The sequence below is a fragment of the Streptomyces sp. NPDC056373 genome (assembly GCF_042262425.1).
Classification (GTDB): Bacteria; Actinomycetota; Actinomycetes; order Streptomycetales; family Streptomycetaceae; genus Streptomyces.
This window is the reverse complement of record NZ_JBHJPX010000004.1, coordinates 145,160-160,900: the sequence shown is the minus strand read 5'-3', so window position 1 is coordinate 160,900 and position 15,741 is coordinate 145,160. Positions and strand designations below refer to the sequence as shown.

General features: G+C 72.6%; 16 protein-coding genes and 1 tRNA gene. 6 read left to right on the top strand and 11 right to left on the bottom strand.

The genetic code is table 11. The features are described from left to right. Positions 1-116: 116 nt before the first annotated feature. Positions 117-944 (bottom strand): DUF4097 domain-containing protein, encoded by an 828-nt coding sequence (locus tag ACFCXS_RS09895; protein ID WP_376642663.1) that lies wholly within the window; start codon positions 942-944, stop codon positions 117-119. A 208-nt stretch (positions 945-1,152) separates the two neighbouring features. Here ACFCXS_RS09895 and ACFCXS_RS09890 point away from each other — a divergent pair. Further along, a tRNA-Val gene (locus ACFCXS_RS09890) sits at positions 1,153-1,224 on the top strand. Between the two features lie 80 nt (positions 1,225-1,304). Here the strand turns inward: ACFCXS_RS09890 and ACFCXS_RS09885 are convergent. Then, positions 1,305-1,856, bottom strand: coding sequence for a hypothetical protein (locus tag ACFCXS_RS09885; RefSeq protein WP_376642661.1), 552 nt, complete (start codon positions 1,854-1,856; stop codon positions 1,305-1,307). Positions 1,857-2,034: 178 nt separating this feature from the next. On the opposite strand from ACFCXS_RS09885, the gene ACFCXS_RS09880 reads away from it, so the two are divergent. Both ACFCXS_RS09880 and ACFCXS_RS09875 read left to right on the top strand, forming a co-directional pair. Further along, the gene (locus tag ACFCXS_RS09880; protein WP_376642659.1) at positions 2,035-2,463 is read left to right on the top strand and encodes a DUF6153 family protein; all 429 of its coding nucleotides are present in this window, start codon (positions 2,035-2,037) and stop codon (positions 2,461-2,463) included. A 97-nt stretch (positions 2,464-2,560) separates the two neighbouring features. After that, positions 2,561-3,226 carry a DUF305 domain-containing protein gene (locus ACFCXS_RS09875; RefSeq protein WP_376642657.1) on the top strand — a complete coding sequence of 222 codons (666 nt, stop codon included), beginning with the start codon at positions 2,561-2,563 and terminating at the stop codon, positions 3,224-3,226. 54 nt (positions 3,227-3,280) lie between these two features. Here ACFCXS_RS09875 and ACFCXS_RS09870 read toward each other — a convergent pair whose 3' ends face one another. Further along, positions 3,281-3,634: a hypothetical protein gene (locus ACFCXS_RS09870; RefSeq protein WP_376642655.1), complete on the bottom strand. Its 354-nt coding sequence runs from the start codon at positions 3,632-3,634 to the stop codon at positions 3,281-3,283. A gap of 51 nt (positions 3,635-3,685) precedes the next feature. Then, positions 3,686-4,582, bottom strand: coding sequence for a ketopantoate reductase family protein (locus tag ACFCXS_RS09865; protein WP_376642653.1), 897 nt, complete (start codon positions 4,580-4,582; stop codon positions 3,686-3,688). Positions 4,583-4,684: 102 nt separating this feature from the next. Here ACFCXS_RS09865 and ACFCXS_RS09860 point away from each other — a divergent pair, with 102 nt between their 5' ends. Continuing rightward, positions 4,685-4,915, top strand: a complete 231-nt coding sequence (locus tag ACFCXS_RS09860; RefSeq protein ID WP_234845278.1) for a DUF2277 domain-containing protein — start codon at positions 4,685-4,687, stop codon at positions 4,913-4,915. Between the two features lie 86 nt (positions 4,916-5,001). Here the strand turns inward: ACFCXS_RS09860 and ACFCXS_RS09855 are convergent, their stop codons facing one another. The 6 genes from ACFCXS_RS09855 to ACFCXS_RS09830 all read right to left on the bottom strand — a co-directional run bounded on the left by ACFCXS_RS09855 (position 5,002) and on the right by ACFCXS_RS09830 (position 12,456). Next, positions 5,002-6,288 carry a phosphatase PAP2 family protein gene (locus tag ACFCXS_RS09855; RefSeq protein ID WP_376642650.1) on the bottom strand — a complete coding sequence of 429 codons (1,287 nt, stop codon included), beginning with the start codon at positions 6,286-6,288 and terminating at the stop codon, positions 5,002-5,004. A gap of 130 nt (positions 6,289-6,418) precedes the next feature. Further along, positions 6,419-7,012, bottom strand: a complete 594-nt coding sequence (locus tag ACFCXS_RS09850) for a DedA family protein (RefSeq protein WP_376642648.1) — start codon at positions 7,010-7,012, stop codon at positions 6,419-6,421. A gap of 286 nt (positions 7,013-7,298) precedes the next feature. Then, on the bottom strand, positions 7,299-7,751 hold the full coding sequence (locus ACFCXS_RS09845; protein WP_376642646.1) for a DoxX family protein: 453 nt from the start codon (positions 7,749-7,751) through the stop codon (positions 7,299-7,301). Between the two features lie 83 nt (positions 7,752-7,834). Then, positions 7,835-9,760 (bottom strand): FAD/NAD(P)-binding protein, encoded by a 1,926-nt coding sequence (locus ACFCXS_RS09840; protein WP_376642644.1) that lies wholly within the window; start codon positions 9,758-9,760, stop codon positions 7,835-7,837. 336 nt (positions 9,761-10,096) lie between these two features. Further along, on the bottom strand, positions 10,097-11,734 hold the full coding sequence (locus ACFCXS_RS09835) for an alkaline phosphatase D family protein (protein ID WP_376642642.1): 1,638 nt from the start codon (positions 11,732-11,734) through the stop codon (positions 10,097-10,099). 77 nt (positions 11,735-11,811) lie between these two features. Continuing rightward, on the bottom strand, positions 11,812-12,456 hold the full coding sequence (locus tag ACFCXS_RS09830; RefSeq protein WP_376642640.1) for an HNH endonuclease family protein: 645 nt from the start codon (positions 12,454-12,456) through the stop codon (positions 11,812-11,814). 391 nt (positions 12,457-12,847) lie between these two features. On the opposite strand from ACFCXS_RS09830, the gene ACFCXS_RS09825 reads away from it, so the two are divergent. Both ACFCXS_RS09825 and ACFCXS_RS09820 read left to right on the top strand, forming a co-directional pair. After that, on the top strand, positions 12,848-13,429 hold the full coding sequence (locus ACFCXS_RS09825; RefSeq protein ID WP_376642638.1) for a TMEM165/GDT1 family protein: 582 nt from the start codon (positions 12,848-12,850) through the stop codon (positions 13,427-13,429). A gap of 208 nt (positions 13,430-13,637) precedes the next feature. After that, positions 13,638-14,297: an HAD-IA family hydrolase gene (locus tag ACFCXS_RS09820; protein ID WP_376642636.1), complete on the top strand. Its 660-nt coding sequence runs from the start codon at positions 13,638-13,640 to the stop codon at positions 14,295-14,297. Between the two features lie 46 nt (positions 14,298-14,343). Here the strand turns inward: ACFCXS_RS09820 and ACFCXS_RS09815 are convergent, their stop codons facing one another. Next, positions 14,344-15,606, bottom strand: a complete 1,263-nt coding sequence (locus ACFCXS_RS09815; RefSeq protein ID WP_376642634.1) for a peptidoglycan-binding protein — start codon at positions 15,604-15,606, stop codon at positions 14,344-14,346. Positions 15,607-15,741 lie beyond the last annotated feature (135 nt).

Below are 15,741 nucleotides of genomic sequence, written 5' to 3'. Positions count from 1 at the left end.
CGGCGCCGACGGCGAGTCCGGCTGTCCTGGTGTCGCCGTCACATCCCTCTCCCGTGCTGTGGTCCGCCCTGCCCGGTGTCATTCTCCCACCGGTTATGGACGAACACACGGGCCGGTCAGTTCGCTGTTCGGACCGTCACTTTGCCGTCGCCGGTCCGGGCGGACACCACATGGGCGCTGCTGTCGTCGCGCGGCACGGACACGTCCACGCCGCCGTCACCGGTCTCGGTGGTCACGCGGTAGCCGGCCCGGGGCACGGCGATGGTCACGGAGCCGTCGCCGCTGCGGGACTCCACACGGTCCGGTACGACGCCGAGTTCGAGGCGGGCCGAACCGGCGCCGGTGTGGGTGCGGACGTCGCGGGAGGAGACGTCCGCCCGGATGGATCCGTCGCCGGTGCGCAGCCGCAGGGGACCGGTGGCGTCGCTGATCCGGATCGACCCGTCGCCGGTGCGCAGCTCGACGGGGCCGGTGGTGTCCGTGACGCGGACGGAGCCGTCGCCGGTGCGGATGTTCAGGGGGTCGTGGAAGCCGCGGGCCCGCACGCTGCCGTCGGCGACCTCGACCTTGACGGTGACGCCGCGGGGCACCTCGATGCGGTGTCTGGCGGAGCAGTCGACGATGATGCCGGAACACTTCATTCGCAGGACCAGCCGGTCGTCCCGCAAGGACCAGGTGGCCTCGGGGGCCGTGCCGATGGCGGCCTTGCCCTGGAACCAGCGGGTGACCTCGACCTTGCCCGCCGGATTCCGGCCGGCGGCGACGATCTCCAGGGCGGAGTCGTCGGAGTCGACGGTGAGGGTGCGGCCCTGGAGGCCGAAGGACCGGTGGTCGGGGTCCGTGTCGTCCCCGGCGGACGCCCCGCAGGCGCTGAGCCCGGCGACGAGCACGACGACGGCCCCGGCGAGGGCGGTGGCGCGGGCAGCGGCGGTGCGTGTGGTCATGACGATCTCCCCCTGGATGGACGACGGGCGCCTCGGGCGCTCTACGACCGTATGGACCGGGGGTCCGCAGGGGGATCCGGCACACTCCCGGGCCGGGGTGGGGTCAACCCCAGGCGCGGCGCCCGCCGCCGCCCCGCGATACGGGTTTGCGGGACCGTGCCCCGGGCCATGTAGGCTGTCGACTCGTCCTGGGTGTGGCCCGGGATCCGGGTGCGTAGCTCAGGGGTAGAGCGCCTGCCTTACAAGCAGGATGTCGGCGGTTCGAAACCGTCCGCGCCCACAGCACCGAGTTCCCACGGCAGAGGCCCTCCAGAGCGTCCTGGAGGGCCGTTCCTGCTGTGATGCCCTCGGTGGCGGGGATCAGTAGTTCGCGTTGGCGAGGAGTTCCCCGTCCTTGTCGTACACCGTGACGAGGCCGTTCTTCGACTCGTAGCAGGAGGTGAACGCGGAGGCGATGAGTTTGCCCTCGCCCTGGTGCGGGCCCATCAGGCCGCCGCTGAAGTCCGTGAAGACCTCCGCGGCGTCGAGGATGTCGTTGCGCTTGTCCGCGCCGGTCACCTTCGTGACGTGTTCGGCGGCGGCCTTCTCCGTGTCCGTGCCGTTCTCCGCGACGCAGTCGCGGAACTGCTCGGCCTGGGACTTCTCGTCGGCCGCCCCGGCCTTCTTCGGCTTGTCGTCGCCCGGCCTGCCGTCGGCGACGACGGCCTTGTCCTTGTTCGAGGTGTCGCCGCTGTCGTCACCCCCGCCGCTCGTCGCGATGGCGGCGATGACGAAGAGGGCGAGGATGCCCGCGCAGCCGAGGCCCGCGATCTTGCCCACGCCGCGCTTCTTCGGCGGCTTGGGCACCGGTGCGCCGTAGAAGGGCTGCTGCGGGTGGGGCTCGGCGGGCGGCTGCGGATACTGCTGGCTCATGGGTCCCCCTCGGGATCATTCGTGTCGTGCGTACGACATGCCGGGGGAGCCGCGTGGTTGTAGAAGGCTGAACGAGTTCACCTGATGGGGGTACGGGCGGTCGCACAGCCGCAGTCGACCCGTACGCGCGTCCGCCCCGGGTCGGCGGCCGCTCCGGGCCCTTCTCTACGATGAGTCCATGAACAGCCCCCGCCGACGCGCTCCGCGACTCGTTCTGGGGCCGTGGCATGTGCTGGGCGTGCTGGGGCTGTTGGTGGGGTTGCTGGGGATGCACGGGCTGGCGCCCGGGGGCGGTCTGCCCGGGCAGGGGCACGGGGAGCAGGCGCACGCCTCGCGGACGGCCGTGCCCCGGGGCCATGTGTTCGAGACCCACGAGCCCCGGACCCAGCTCATGCCCTACGGGACTTGCGGTGACGGGCACGTCCGGCATGCCGACGCGACCTGTGCGTCGGGTGCCGTGGGCGGGGGGCCGGTGGTGCCGCCGCTCGTTCCCGACCCGGTCCCCGTGAGTGCGGGGGCGTCCGCCGTACGGGCGTATGCCGTCGTGGATACGGAGGGTGCCCGGGCCCCGCCTTCCCTCTCCGAGCTTCAGCTTCTGCGGATCTAGACACCACGCGTCACGCCGGCCGGTACCGACCGGTGGCGGTGTGACGCCTCCGTCGTGTCCGCAATCCTCAGTTCCGTGCAGAAGCAGGAGTTCACGCATGAGCAACAGCATTCGTACCCTCGCGCGCCGTGCCGCCCTGGTGGTGGCGACGGGTGCCGCGTCCCTCGTTCTCGCCGCCTGCGGCGGTGACGGCGCGGACCGGGCCGCCGCCGGTCACGGCGACGCGGGAAGCCACAGTCCCACGGAGACCCCGTCGTCCGCCGGTGCCCACAACGCCCAGGACGTCGCCTTCGCGCAGGGCATGATCCCGCATCACCGGCAGGCGCTGGAGATGGCGCGGCTGGCCGGTGACCGGGCCTCCTCGGACACGGTCAAGGACCTCGCGGGGCGGATCGAGAAGGCGCAGGATCCGGAGATCCGGACCATGACCGGCTGGCTGAAGACCTGGGGCGAGGACGTCCCCGGGGCCTCCGGCGGCGGCATGGACCACTCCGCCTCGGGCCACTCCGGTATGCCCGGCATGATGGGCGCCGAGGACATGTCCGCGCTGGAGAAGCTGACGGGCAAGGCCTTCGACGTGCAGTTCCTGACCCTGATGGTCGAGCACCACGAAGGGGCCGTGGAGATGGCCCGGACCGAGCAGAGCAAGGGCCGCCACGGCAACGCCAAGAGCATGGCCGACGACGTCGTCACCGCGCAGAAAGCCGAGATCGGCGAGATGAACAAGCTCCTCGGCAAGAGCGAGGACAAGGGCCAGGGCTGAAGCCGGAGCCAGAGCCGGAGCCGGAGCCAGGGCTGAGCTGACAGCCCGGCCCCGTCACGAGGCTCCGCCGGTCTCCTCCGGTGGAGCCTCATGCGCGTGCTTCAGCTCCGAGCGGGCCGACACCCGCTCGGAGCCCGTGAGTTCGGACCAGTAGCGGTGGGTGCTGACGAACACCGCGAGTTCGTGCTCGCGCCGGCGGAGCTTCTCCACCTCGGCCTGTTCGTCTGAGCTCCAGCCGGGGGAGGCGGGCCGTTCCACCTTGCGCCAGCCGTTGTCGTCGCTGAAGCCGTCCAGTGGCTCCACCGACCACGGGAGCCGCTTCAGCAGGGCCGACAGCTCGGCCCGGACCTGATGGAGTTCCTCCTGGCCGGCCAGGAGGTCACTCGGAAAGTCATAGGTCGCAGCCACGACCCAATGATACGCCTGTTCGAATTTAGCAGGCGAGTTCCTTCCTGGGGTTCATGCGAACGGGTACAGCTCACCGACCACCCGGGCCGCCACCGGAGCCGGGATCCCGTGCCGCTCGGCCGCGCGCAGCAACGCGCCGCCGATCGCGTCCAGTTCGAGGGGCCGGCCGGCCTCGGCGTCGCGCTGCATCGAGGACTTCATGGACGGCGGGAAGGCGTCGTAGCGGGCGAGCGCCCGGGCCGGGTCCGCCGGGCCGCCGCACGCGCGGCTGACCGCGGCCGTCTCCTCGGCCAGCGCGGTCAGCTCGTCGCGGTGGCGGGTGCGGATCTCGCCCATGGGGAGGCCGTGGAGCGTGGTGAGCAGGGCGAACGGCGCCAGGAACGACATCTTCGCCCACAGGGCCGCCGTCTCGTCCTCCAGGACGCGGCTGTCCGGACCGGCCGCGGCGAAGGCCTCGGCCAGGGCGTCGAGGCGGGTCCTCGGCACGCCCGTGCCGGTCAGATCGATCTCCGCGAAGGGGCTGCCGTGCTCGACGTCGCCCGGAGCGACACGGGTCGACTCGACGCGGATCACTGCCGGGGCCACCCGGTCGGGCCGGTAGCGGGCGCGCAGGACCGCCGGGTGTTCGACGCCGTTCAGGAACGGCACGAGGAGGCCGTCGGACAGCACCGGCGCGGGGACCCGGCCCAGGGCGGCGTCGAGGGCCGTGTGCTTGACGGTGACCAGGCACGCGTCGACGGGCTCCCGCAGCTCGGTGTCCGCCTCGACGCGGGCCGTGAAGTCGCCGAAGCGGGCACTGCGCACCCGGATGCCGTCGGTGCGCAGGGTCTCGGCGGTCTTCTCGCCGGACAGGCAGATCACACGATGGCCGGTGCGGGAGAGCAGGGCGGCGAGCAGACCGCCCACGCCGCCGGGGCCCAGAACGGCCACGGTGAGTGCGTTCGCCATGAGGTGTTCCTCTCGTCGGTCGGCCCCGGGACGGTGGCCGCCTCGCAGCGATCATGGCAGGCATCGCTGTCGTACGGGGGCCGAAAGGGTGAGACTGGGGGCATGTGCCGGAGTATCAAGACGCTGCGCCCGCCCGCGATGCCCGAAGAGGCCACCGAGGCGGATGTGCGCGCTGCCGCCCTGCAGTACGTGCGGAAGGTTTCGGGATTCCGCGCCCCCGCCGCTCACAACCAGGAGGTGTTCGACCGCGCCGTGGAGGCGATCGCGCAGGCCACGGCCGAGTTGCTGGACGGCCTGGAGGTCCGCGGGGCCGGGGCACGGAAGGCGAGCTAGCCGGGCCCCGGGCACGGAGGGCGAGCCGGCCGGCCGTCGGGCACGTGAGTCGGCGGACGCGGAAGGCCAGGCGCTCGGCCCTCGGGTCAGACCGCCGGTTCCGGTTGTGGTTCGGAGCGCGGTGCGGGAATGGGCGTCGCCTCCCACAGCCTGATGGTCCGCCGGTAGCCGTGGACCACGGAGGCCATCGCCAGCAGGAGCAGAGGCGCGAAGAGCCACGGATACGCGGCCATCTCCATCGGCAGGAAGCGGTAGGACACGAGCAGCACCGCGAAGACGACCGTCCCGTAGCCGACCAGGCGCAGACCAGCCCGGTCCCAGCCGCGGTCGTACGTGCGCAGCGCCGCCTCGACCGTGTACGCGAACACCACGCCGGCGATGAGGTCCACGCCGTAGTGCCAGCCGAACCCCAGCGTCGCGGCGAGGGTGGCGATCAGCCAGAACGTGCCGGCCAGACGCAGGGCGCGCGGCCCCCTGCGGGAGTGGATGAAGATCGTGGTGGCCCACGCCGTGTGCAGGCTCGGCATGCAGTTGCGCGGGGTGATCCCGTCGAACGGCACCGCGTACGGGGTGGCGACCGGCGGCAGCGTGTCGGGCCACAGGTCGGCCACCGCCCAGTGCCCGCCCTCGGGGCCGTAGGCGAACATCGGCCCGACCACGGGATAGATCATGTAGACGGCCGGTCCGAGCACGCCGATCAGCAGGAAGGTGCGCACCAGGTGGTGGCGTGGGAAGCGCCGCTCGGCCGCCACGTTGCGCAGCTGGTACAGCGCCACGCACACCGCGGCCACCGCGAGCTGGGCGTAGACGTAGTCGAGGGCGTGCTCGCCGACCGGGCCGCTCGCCCTGAGGAGCCGGCCAGCCAGCCACGACGGGTTGCCCAGGGCGTGATCGGCCATGGCGATGTACGGGTCGAGTACGAGCGGGCGGGTCTTCGACGTGATCAGCAGCCAGGTGTCGCCGGTCTTGCGGCCGGTCACCAGCAGCAGGCCGAGCCCCACGCCCTTCAGCATCAGGACGCGCTCCGGGCCGGTGCGGCGGGTGAGGGCGACGACTCCGACGCCCAGGATCACCCACAGCGCTCCGTTGCCGAACGGATGACCTTCGTCGGGATAGGTGCCGGTCGCCCAGCGGACCAGCAGGAACACGACGTCGATGCCGATGGCGGCGCCGAGGGCGACGAGCCGTTGCCGCCAGGTGAGCACCACCATCGTCAGCGCGAGGCTGGCGTAGAGCAGGAACCCCGACTTGGGGGCGTAGATCACCTCGCGTGCCTGCGTGGTGATCGGCCCCGGTATGCCGAGGTGGTACGCGGTGATCTGGAGGGCGACGAGGAACCCGAGAGTGATCACGCCTGCCGCGGCCCACAGCATCGCCCGTGGGTGCCGCCGCGCGGCGGAGGTGATCCGTTCTGTTCGGGAGGCTTCCCGCGGCGCCGTCGTCGTCAATGTCTCAGCCGCTTCCAGGTCGAGGTGGTCGGGGTGGTGTGAGCCGGAGCCCGGGCTACGGCGTCCGCGGTTCTCGCATCAGATACGCCGCTCCCGCCCCGGCGCCGAACAGCGCACCGGCCGACACCGCCGTCGCCAGCCAGGTCGCGCCCAGCCAGTGGGCGCCGAACCAGCCGAGGGCGACGCTGTACACGGCCCAGGTGAAGCCGGCCAGGGCCGACCAGGGCAGGAAGTCGCGGGCGCGGCGGTGGGCGGCGCCGGCGCCGAGGGAGACCACCGAGCGGCCCGCGGGAGCGAAACGGGCGACGACGACGAGGGCGCCGCCGCCCCGGGCGAGCGCCGCGCCGAGACGTTCCTGGGCGGTGGTCAGCCGCCGGGAGCGGGAGATCGCCCGGTCCAGGCGGGCGCCGCCGCGCCAGGCGAGGCGGTAGGCGGCCAGGTCACCCAGGACGGAGGCGGTGGCCGCGCAGAGGGTCAGGGCGAGGATGTCGGGCACGTCGGTCGCGGTGCCCGCTGCCGCCGCCGTGGCCGCCGTGATCACCAGGACACCGCTGGGCAGCACCGGCAGGAACACGTCGAGCAGGACGGACAAGGCCACCACCGCGTAGATCCACGGGCTGCCGATCGGCAACCCCACCTGCTCCAGCACCGCGACTCCCCTTGACTCCCCCGTGGGCCAGACCGTGCCGCGATGGCGCGGGGGGAGCGGCAGGAGTGGCCATGACAGCCATAGAGCGTACGCCGGGGGTGTGACGGGCGGTTCACGGGGGGCTCATACGTTCGGTGCGGACTGTTCACCTCGCCTCGGCTTGTCCAGAGTTGTCAGCATATGCGGGCATGACGCCCTCCTTGCCCCGGCAGCGGGTCACCGCAGACGGAAACGGCGCCTTCCCCGGAGGGGAGGGCGCCGCTGTCGTGCCGAGGGTCCGGGCGGCTCAGGCGGCCACCGGGGTCTGGTCGGCGGAGCGCTGCTCGTGCGTGGAGGTGCGCTTGGCCAGCAGCCGGTCCAGGCCGAACGCGCCGGAGCCCGTGAAGATCAGCAGGAACATGGCCCAGCAGTACATGGCCGCGCCCTCGCCGCTGTTCTCGATCGGCCACAGCCCCTGGGGCTGGTGGACCTTGAAGTACGCGTACGCCATCGCGCCGGACGAGATGAACGCCGCGATGCGGGTGCCGAGGCCCAGCAGCACCAGGATGCCGCCGACGAGTTCGATCACCGCGGCGTACCAGTTGGGCCAGGCGCCGGTCGCGGCGGTGCCGCCCTTGCCGTCCGCGCCGCCGAGTACGCCGAAGAGTGCGACGGCACCGTGGCAGGCGAACAGCAGGCCGATGACGATCCGGAACAGTCCGAGCGCGTACGGCTGGGCGCCGTTGAGGCGAGCGGTCATGTGGGGGGTCTCTCCTTCGGTTGGCCGGCCCTGGGGAGGCCGGTCGGGGACGGATACCGCGGAGTAACCCACGTTAGGTGCGCCTAATTGATGCTTGCAAGTTCAACATTTGGCCACAGCTTTGCCTCCCGTTGAGGCTCGATCTCGGGTCCAACTGCACGTAGAACGGCTCTCGCCACCGCATCCGCGTCCGAAAGTGTGACCGAATCCACCCCTGGCCGGGCTCCCGCGGCGGTCACCCAGTGCACGCCTTCTGTCGGCACACCGATCGCGAACCGCCTTGTGTGTGCAACTCCTTGACGATCCATCAGGCGATAGGGACGCGGAGTGATGTCCAACCCCCCTGTCTCATAACCGTCGATGGTGTGCGGACGGCACCCCCCGTTGCGCAGCAGCCCGGCCAGCAGGGCGTCGGCCGTGTGCCGCAGGTCCGGTTCCGGCAGGCGGGCCTCTATGAGGGTTCTCACACGGACGACCGACCCCGGCACGTCGGGGGAGTGCGCCACCCAGCCCCCGTCCTCGTCCGTCACCCGCAACCGCGGCCCGAGCACCCGCACCGCCCCCGCCTCCACCAGCGCCGCGAGTTCCTCGATGCGGCGGCGCGGCGGACCGATGGACAGGAACGCGTTGAGCGGGGTGTACCAGCGGTCCAGGTGGTCCCGGTGGGAGGCACCGGCCAGTCCCCCGTGGTCCACGATCAGCCGCAGTTCGTTGCGCAGGTCGCGCAGCACGTCCAGTGCCGCCTTCCGCGGACCGTGCACATTGCCCAGAGCTGCCTGCGCGGCGTCCTCGCGCAGATACGCCAGCAGCCAGGCGTCCCACTCGCCGGGATGCCCGAAGCCCCGCCCGGCGTACGGGCGGGACATCCGCTCCCAGCACCACCGGCCGGCGTCCGGCACCCCGAACTCCACCGGCAGCGAGGCCTCCAGGGGATCGCCGTGCGGGACGGCGAGGAAGCGGTCGGTGAACTCCCGCTCGCGCCCCGCGTGCCCCGGGGTCCGCCGGATCAGCGCGCCGTAGTAGACCGTCTCCACCTCCTTCGCCACCAACGGCCATATCTCCGTCAGGAAATCGGGCGCCTCCCCGGAGTCCGCGCGCTTGCGGAACCCGGCGATCACCTCCGGGGTGAGGACGAGCGGGACGTGCCGGCCGTACGGCCCCTTCGCGTTGTCGCCGCGTGCCTGGTACGGAACCCCGCGCCTGGACCCGGCGAAGAGCCGCGGCTCACGGCCGGAGGGCAGGTACCGCAGCCCCTCGGCGTCCCGGACGAAACGGCCGCCCCGGCCCGTCGTCAGCAGGGCCGTGTGGTCGAAGAAGTTGAGACCGAGACCGCGCAGCAGCACGGGCTCGCCCGGGGGCACGGCGGACAGGTCGACGTCGGCCGGGTTGGCGGGCGGGACGTGACGCAGACCGTGCCGCGCGGCGTGGGACGCGTGCCGCAGCAGATCCGGGCCGGCGGTCCTCGGCAGGTGCCCCTGGGCCAGCACCACCGCGGACAGGCCGGTCAGGGTGCGGCCGTCGTCGAGGGTGAGGGCCTGCCGGTCGCCGGGGGAGTCGTCGAGCCGCAGCGCGCGGGCCCGGTGTGTCTCGACCCGTACGGAGGGCGGCGCCTGCCGTACCACCTCGGCGAACACCCACTCCAGGTAGCGGCCGTAGTCGGCCCGGCTCGGGTACTCGTCCGGGCCCAGCCTGCCGCCCGCCCACTCGTGCAGGCTCGGACCCGGCCGGACGGGGCCCGAGCAGTCCACGCTGTCGTCGGTGAACAGCGTCACCTGGCAGGCCACGGTGTTCATCAGCAGCTCCGGCGACTGGGTGGTGCGCCAGACGCGGCCGGGGCCGGGCGGGTCCGGGTCGATCACGTGGACGGTCAGCCGGGCACCGGGCGGCAGGAGTTCCGGGGCGGAGGCGCACAGTCGTTCCAGGACGCTGGTACCGCGGGGCCCGGCGCCGACCAGGGCGACGCAGACACCCTCGGGCCCCGAGGCCGGTCCGGGGCCGTCGGCCGGCACACATCCGCCGGTTCCCTCGCCTTCCCGGGTTTGATCGGCTTCTCCGGCTTCTCCGGCTTCTCCGGTTTCTCCGGCTTCTACGGTTTCCTGAGTTCCCTCGGCTTCCTGGATTTCCTGGGTTTCCTCGTGCGACGCAGACAAGGGTGGGACTCCCGGGCGTGGGGGGGGGCGCGTTCGGCGGTCCGCCGGGCAGGAAGCGGACGGTCCGCCTCATCATGCCGTCGCAGGGGAGAGTCACCGCGGTTCGTGGGGAAGGATTGACGGTCGCTGTGGGATGCCTCACGAGCATCACGGGACATCCCCGGCGCAACGCGGCAAACGGGTGGAACAGCCCGATCACGGGGCGAGTTCGGAGTCCAGCAGCGTCGTCAGGCGGGGCCCCGCACCCTCGCGGGCCTTGGCCTGCTCCAGTCGCAGCCGGGCGGAGCGGCCGCGCATGGTCAGGGTCATGAGCTGGTTGCCGAACCAGGGGCCGCCCGTCTTCCGCCAGCCGACCGGCGGGCTGGGGAGGCGGCCGTGCCGGGCGAGGCCGCGCCCGAGACCCCGCGCCATCGCGCTCCAGCCGATGCGGAAGGCCAGCCGCATCGACAGCGGCACCGAGTTGTGGACGGGGGAGCAGACGAGCTGCACGACCCGGGCGTCCGGGCCCCGGCCGGGCCACGAGGGCTCGGCGACGTAGGCGTGGTGCACGTCCCCGGACAGCACGCACACCGTCGCCGGCGCGTCCCGGCCCGAGCCCGCCTCGGCGATCAGCTCCGCCAGTCCCGCGAAGGACTCGGGGAACGCCGACCAGTGCTCCAGGTCGGCGCCGCGCCGCACCTTCTCCCCGAACCGCGCCCAGCGCTCGCCCCGTTCACCGCCGCACAGTGCCGCGTTCCACCCCTCGGCGTCGTGCACCAGGTGCGGCAACAGCCAGGGCAGCGAGGTGCCGATCAGCAGATGGTCGTAGGCCTCGGACCTGTCCCGCACCTGCGCGCGCAGCCAGGCCTCCTCGCCCGGGTCGAGCATCGCGCGCTCGTCCTCGGCGAGGACCCGGGCGGCCCTGCTGTCCACCATCACCAGGCGGACGCGCCCGAAGTCGCGCCGGTAGCTCCAGCGGGCCGTGGCCGCGTCGGCGTCGGCCCGGGCGGCGAAGTCGCGCAGCGCGTCGGTGCCGTCGGGGACCTTGCACACCACCTCGTACACCGGGTCGGCCGCCAGCTCCTCCAGGGAGAGGTTGCCCAGGTGCTGGTGGACCCAGTACGACATCAGGCCGCTCAGCAGCCGCTCCTGCCACCAGCCGGTGGCACGCATGTCGGTGAGCCAGGCGGCGGAGGTGTTCCAATCATCGATCACGTCGTGATCGTCGAAGATCATGAAACTGGGCACGGTGGACAGCAGCCAGCGGATGCGCGGGTCGAGCCAGGACTCGTAGTAGAGGTGGGTGTACTCCTCGTAGTCCGCGACCCCGCTGCCCGGTCCCTCCTTCAGGTCGCGGCGGCCCGCCAGCCAGCGCTGCGTGGAGTCGGAGGTCTCGTCGGCGTACACCTGGTCGCCGAGCAGCAGCAGCACGTGCGGCCGCTCGCCCTCGGGGTCGGCCGCGAGGCGGGTGGCGAGGGCGTCCAGGGCGTCCGGGCCGACGGGATCGTCACCGCCCGCAGGCGGGGAGGCCCAGCGGCAGGAGCCGAAGGCGACGTTGAATTCGCCGTCCGGGCCGGGCGCGTGGATCGCCGAGGGCGGGAAGGGGGAGCCGGGCAGGGGCCACACCCGGGAGCCGTCGAGGAGCACCTCGTACGTCGTGGTCGTACCGGCCGTCAGGCCCGTCACCGGGATCAGTGCGTAGTGGTGGCCCGCGATCTGGAAACTGCGGGCCGTGCCGCCGGCGCCGTCGGCGCAGCGCACCTCGGCGGTGCACGGACGGCTCGTCTCGACCCACACGGTGGCGGACGAGCCGTCGGTGTACCTCAGCAGCGGTCCGAGGCGCAGTGCGCTCATGTCGTTCCCCTCTCCGTCGCCCCGTACGGTACGCAGCGACGGAGGCCGGCGGGGAGGCCCCGGCGCCAATCAGCGTGTCAGCAGCTCGCCAGGTAGTTCGTCAGCGCGGACTTCTCGGCCGAGTCGACGGAGAGGCCGTAGTAGTACTTCACCTGTACCCAGGCGCGGACGTAGGTGCAGCGGTAGGCCGTCCGGGAGGGCATCCAGGTGGCCGGGTCCTGGTCGCCCTTGGCCTGGTTGACGTTGTCGGTGACCGCGATGAGCTGCGGGCGGGTCAGGTCGTTGGCGAACGACTGGCGGCGGGACGTCGTCCAGGAGTCGGCGCCGGAGTCCCAGGCCTCGGCCAGCGGAACCAGGTGGTCGATGTCCAGGTCGGAGGCGGCGGTCCAGGTGGCGCCGTCGTAGACGGAGTACCAGCTGCCGCTGGTGGCGGCGCAGGAGGAGTCCTGCTGGACGTCGGTGCCGTCGCGCTTGAGGACGACCTCGCGGGTGTTGCAGGCGCCGGACTGGGTGATCCAGTGCGGGAAGAGGTCGCGGTCGTAGCCGGTGCGGTCCTCGGGCGCCACGGTGAGGGAGGCGAGGTAGGTGCGGGCGGTGGCGGCGCTCACGGGGGTGGGGAGGGCGGCGGAGGCCGTGGGGGCGTTGAAGAGGCCCACGGAGGATATGAGCGCGGCGGCCGCGGCGGCGACACTCAGCCGTCGACGCGCGTAGAACCTGGGCATGCGAACTCCCTGGGGAGAGGGGGGTGTTGGCTTGCGAGCGAGGGAATGCTCGCGCTGCCGTGTGACACACAGATGTGCGTCCGGTGAGAAGTTAGTGACGCGACCATGACATGACAAGATTCAAGGCGGAACTTTTCACTCCGGGCGCGTCCCGTACCATGGACGGCGCAGAAGGGGAGTAGCTCTTCGCCGGACCGTCGACATACTGCTCAGCCCGCCTGAGCCGGCGCCCGGAGGCCGGTCCTTTCCCGGACCTGCCAGCGAGACCTTCGGCAAAGCAGTGCACGCCCGTGCCGTCCTCGGCACGGGTACCGATGTGCTGCCGTGCCGAGGTGTCGCGTGCGAAAGTCCAGCACTCTCGGTGGGGCAGCCCCGACCGATTGAGGAACCCTTGATCAGCCTGACCGTGACGGCCGTCGTCTTCGGCGTCGTCTTCCTCGCAGAACTTCCGGACAAGACCGCCCTCGCCGGCCTCGTCCTCGGCACCCGCTACCGCGCCTCCTACGTCTTCGCCGGTGTCGCCGCGGCCTTCGCGCTGCACGTCGTGCTCGCCGTCGCGGCCGGCAGTGTGCTCACGCTGCTGCCGCAGCAGATCGTGCAGGCCCTCACGGGTGTGCTCTTCCTGGGCGGGGCAGCGGTGCTGCTCCTGAAGAAGAGCGAGGAGGAGGAAGAGGTCCGCAAGCCGGAGAACCAGTCCTTCTGGAAGGTCTCGGGCGCCGGGTTCATGCTCATCCTGGTCGCCGAGTTCGGCGATCTCACCCAGATCATGACGGCGAACCTGGCGGCCCGCTACGACGACCCGCTCTCCGTCGGCCTGGGCGCGGTGCTCGCGCTCTGGGCGGTGGCCGGAATCGGCATCGTCGGCGGAAAGGCCCTGATGAAGAAGGTGCCGCTGCGGCTGATCACGCAGATCGCGGCGCTGGTCATGCTGGCGCTCGGGCTGTGGAGCCTGTGGGAGGCCGTGACCGGCTGAGCCGGGCGGGCTGAACAGTGGGTGAACGCCCGCCGGGGGCCCCTGGCGCGCAGGCGGCCTCTTTTTGTACCGTGGAGGAACAAAGTGGCCTCCGCCCGTTTTCCCTGACCGGCGGGCGGGGCCGCCTTGTCCCCCGGGGCGCGCCGGTCGCGATCCGTCGCCACCCCCACTCCCGCGCTGGAACGCGCCCCGAGCCTTGGAGCTGCCGATGACGGCCACCGCCGTGCTCACCGCCCGCGCCCTCCTCCTGGACATGGACGGCACCCTCGTCAACTCCGACGCCTCGGTCGAGCGGATCTGGCGGCGCTGGGCCGAGCGCCACGGGCTGGACGGGGACGACATCATGGAGGTCGTGCACGGCCGGCAGGGCTACGCCTCCATGGCACTGCTGCTGCCCGACCGGCCTATGGAGCAGAACCACGCCGACAACGCCCGGATGCTCGCCGAGGAGACGGCCGACACCGAGGGCGTCGTCGCGATCCCCGGGGCGCCGCAGTTCCTGGCCTCGCTGCGGGGGCTGCCGCACGCGCTGGTGACCTCGGCCGACGTGCCGCTCTCGACGGCGCGGATGGCCGCGGCGGGCCTGGAGCTGCCCGAGGTGCGGGTGACGGCGGAGTCGGTCGGGGCGAGCAAGCCCGACCCCGAGGGCTTCCTGAAGGGCGCCGCCGAACTGGGGATCGCTCCCGCCGACTGTGTGGTGTTCGAGGACTCCGGAGCCGGGATAGCGGCCGGCCGCGCGGCCGGGATGACGGTGGTCGGCATCGGCCCCCGGGCCGCGGCCCACGAGCCGGACGTGGTGGTCGAGGACCTCACGGCGGTGCGCGTGGAGCGCGGGGGCGACGGGACGATCCACCTGCACGTCGGCTGAGCCCGCGGCCGAGCGCAGCGGCGTCACCGCACGACGGCCCCGGCCCTCACGGCTCCCGGGTCTCCGACTCCAGCTTGGCCCGGGTCTCCCGGTCGTAGACGCCGAGGTCCTCGCTCTGGATGCCGCGTGACCACTGGTAGGTGCGGACCGCTTCCTGGAGGCGGTCGTCGAAGGTGCCGTCGGTGTCGTCGTCGTACAGATACAACTGGCGCAGGCGAAGCTGGAGTTCGGTGACCTCCGGACCCCGGTCGCCGACGCGCAGGACGGTGGGGCCGCCCTTCTGGCGGGAGTCGTCCGGGGGTGCCGGCTCGGCGCCGGTCGACGTGGCGGACGGCTGTGATGCCGACGGGGACGGCGACTGCGGCAGACTCGCCGACGCGCTGGGCGCGGACGGCGACGGCGAGGCGGAGGGGCTCCCGGTGCGGGACGGCGCCGGCCGGGGTGCCGCCGGGGCCGGGGGAGCCGCCGGGGCGCTGCCCTGCGGAGGTGTGGAGGCCGCACTGCTCGACGGGGCGTCCGGCACGCTCGCACGGATGTCGTCCGGCAGGGCGGTGTCGCGGGAAGGGCTCTCGTAGGAGAACAGCCCGCTCGCGTACCCGGCCGCCGCGACGACGGCGGCACACGCACCGGCGGTGGCGAGCAGCAGGGTGCGCCGCCGTCGCCCGGACCTGCGCATGCCGGTCCCGCCCGCGTCCGGCGCGCCGAGCTCCGCCCGTGCCGTTCCGTCGAACAGCCGCAGGTCGGTGACGCTCGGTTCGGCCGGGGCGGGAGCCGGGGGTGTCGGGCCCATCGAGACGGTGGCGGCCGGCAGTACGGCGGTCGCGTCGGAGTCGACCGGCGCCAAGGGCATCGTGGTGTCGGCAGGCGAGGTCGGCGGAGCGGCACTCCCGGCGGGCGCCGACTCCGCGTGCCGAGGTGAGGCGGTGACGCCCGGCGCCGTGTGCGGGTATGAGGCTGCGGTGCCCGTCCCCGCGTTCCGGGGCGCGGCTCCTTCGGCCGTCGGCCCCCGGCCCCGGGCAGGCGATGCCTGGGCGGGTCGGGGCCCGGCGCTGCCGTCCGCGTGGGGGACGCCCGGGGTGCCCTCCGTCGCGTCGGCCGGGGGCACGACCGGCGTCGCCTTCGCGCTGGGGTCGATCTCCACATACGGGCGGATCCGCAGCGGGTCGAAGTCCGCCGCTGCCGCCGCCTGGGCCGTACGGGCATCACGCAGGGCCTCGGCGGCTCGGTCCGTGCAGGCGCAGGCGGGGCTGTTGTCCCGCTGTCTGGGCGCGCCGCACTCCGGGCACGGGTGGCCGTTCGGCGGTTCCACGCGTCCTCCCTCCCCTCGCGAACTCCAGAGATTATCCAGATCTTCTCCACAGTGCCGTCGAGGAGCCCCCGGAAGCGCGGCTTCCAAAAGGGCCCGGCAGGCCATAACAGGTCACAGCGGTCACGATGGGAAAAG

Excerpts from the sequence above, each read along its gene's own strand:
- ACFCXS_RS09895 (WP_376642663.1), bottom strand. The coding sequence starts at position 944 with ATGACCACACGCACCGCCGCTGCCCGCGCCACCGCCCTCGCCGGGGCC.
- ACFCXS_RS09885 (WP_376642661.1), bottom strand. The coding sequence starts at position 1,856 with ATGAGCCAGCAGTATCCGCAGCCGCCCGCCGAGCCCCACCCGCAGCAG.
- ACFCXS_RS09880 (WP_376642659.1), top strand. The coding sequence starts at position 2,035 with ATGAACAGCCCCCGCCGACGCGCTCCGCGACTCGTTCTGGGGCCGTGG.
- ACFCXS_RS09875 (WP_376642657.1), top strand. The coding sequence starts at position 2,561 with ATGAGCAACAGCATTCGTACCCTCGCGCGCCGTGCCGCCCTGGTGGTG.
- ACFCXS_RS09865 (WP_376642653.1), bottom strand. The coding sequence starts at position 4,582 with ATGGCGAACGCACTCACCGTGGCCGTTCTGGGCCCCGGCGGCGTGGGC.
- ACFCXS_RS09860 (WP_234845278.1), top strand. The coding sequence starts at position 4,685 with ATGTGCCGGAGTATCAAGACGCTGCGCCCGCCCGCGATGCCCGAAGAG.
- ACFCXS_RS09855 (WP_376642650.1), bottom strand. The coding sequence starts at position 6,288 with ATGCTGTGGGCCGCGGCAGGCGTGATCACTCTCGGGTTCCTCGTCGCC.
- ACFCXS_RS09845 (WP_376642646.1), bottom strand. The coding sequence starts at position 7,751 with ATGACCGCTCGCCTCAACGGCGCCCAGCCGTACGCGCTCGGACTGTTC.
- ACFCXS_RS09835 (WP_376642642.1), bottom strand. The coding sequence starts at position 11,734 with ATGAGCGCACTGCGCCTCGGACCGCTGCTGAGGTACACCGACGGCTCG.
- ACFCXS_RS09830 (WP_376642640.1), bottom strand. The coding sequence starts at position 12,456 with ATGCCCAGGTTCTACGCGCGTCGACGGCTGAGTGTCGCCGCCGCGGCC.
- ACFCXS_RS09820 (WP_376642636.1), top strand. The coding sequence starts at position 13,638 with ATGACGGCCACCGCCGTGCTCACCGCCCGCGCCCTCCTCCTGGACATG.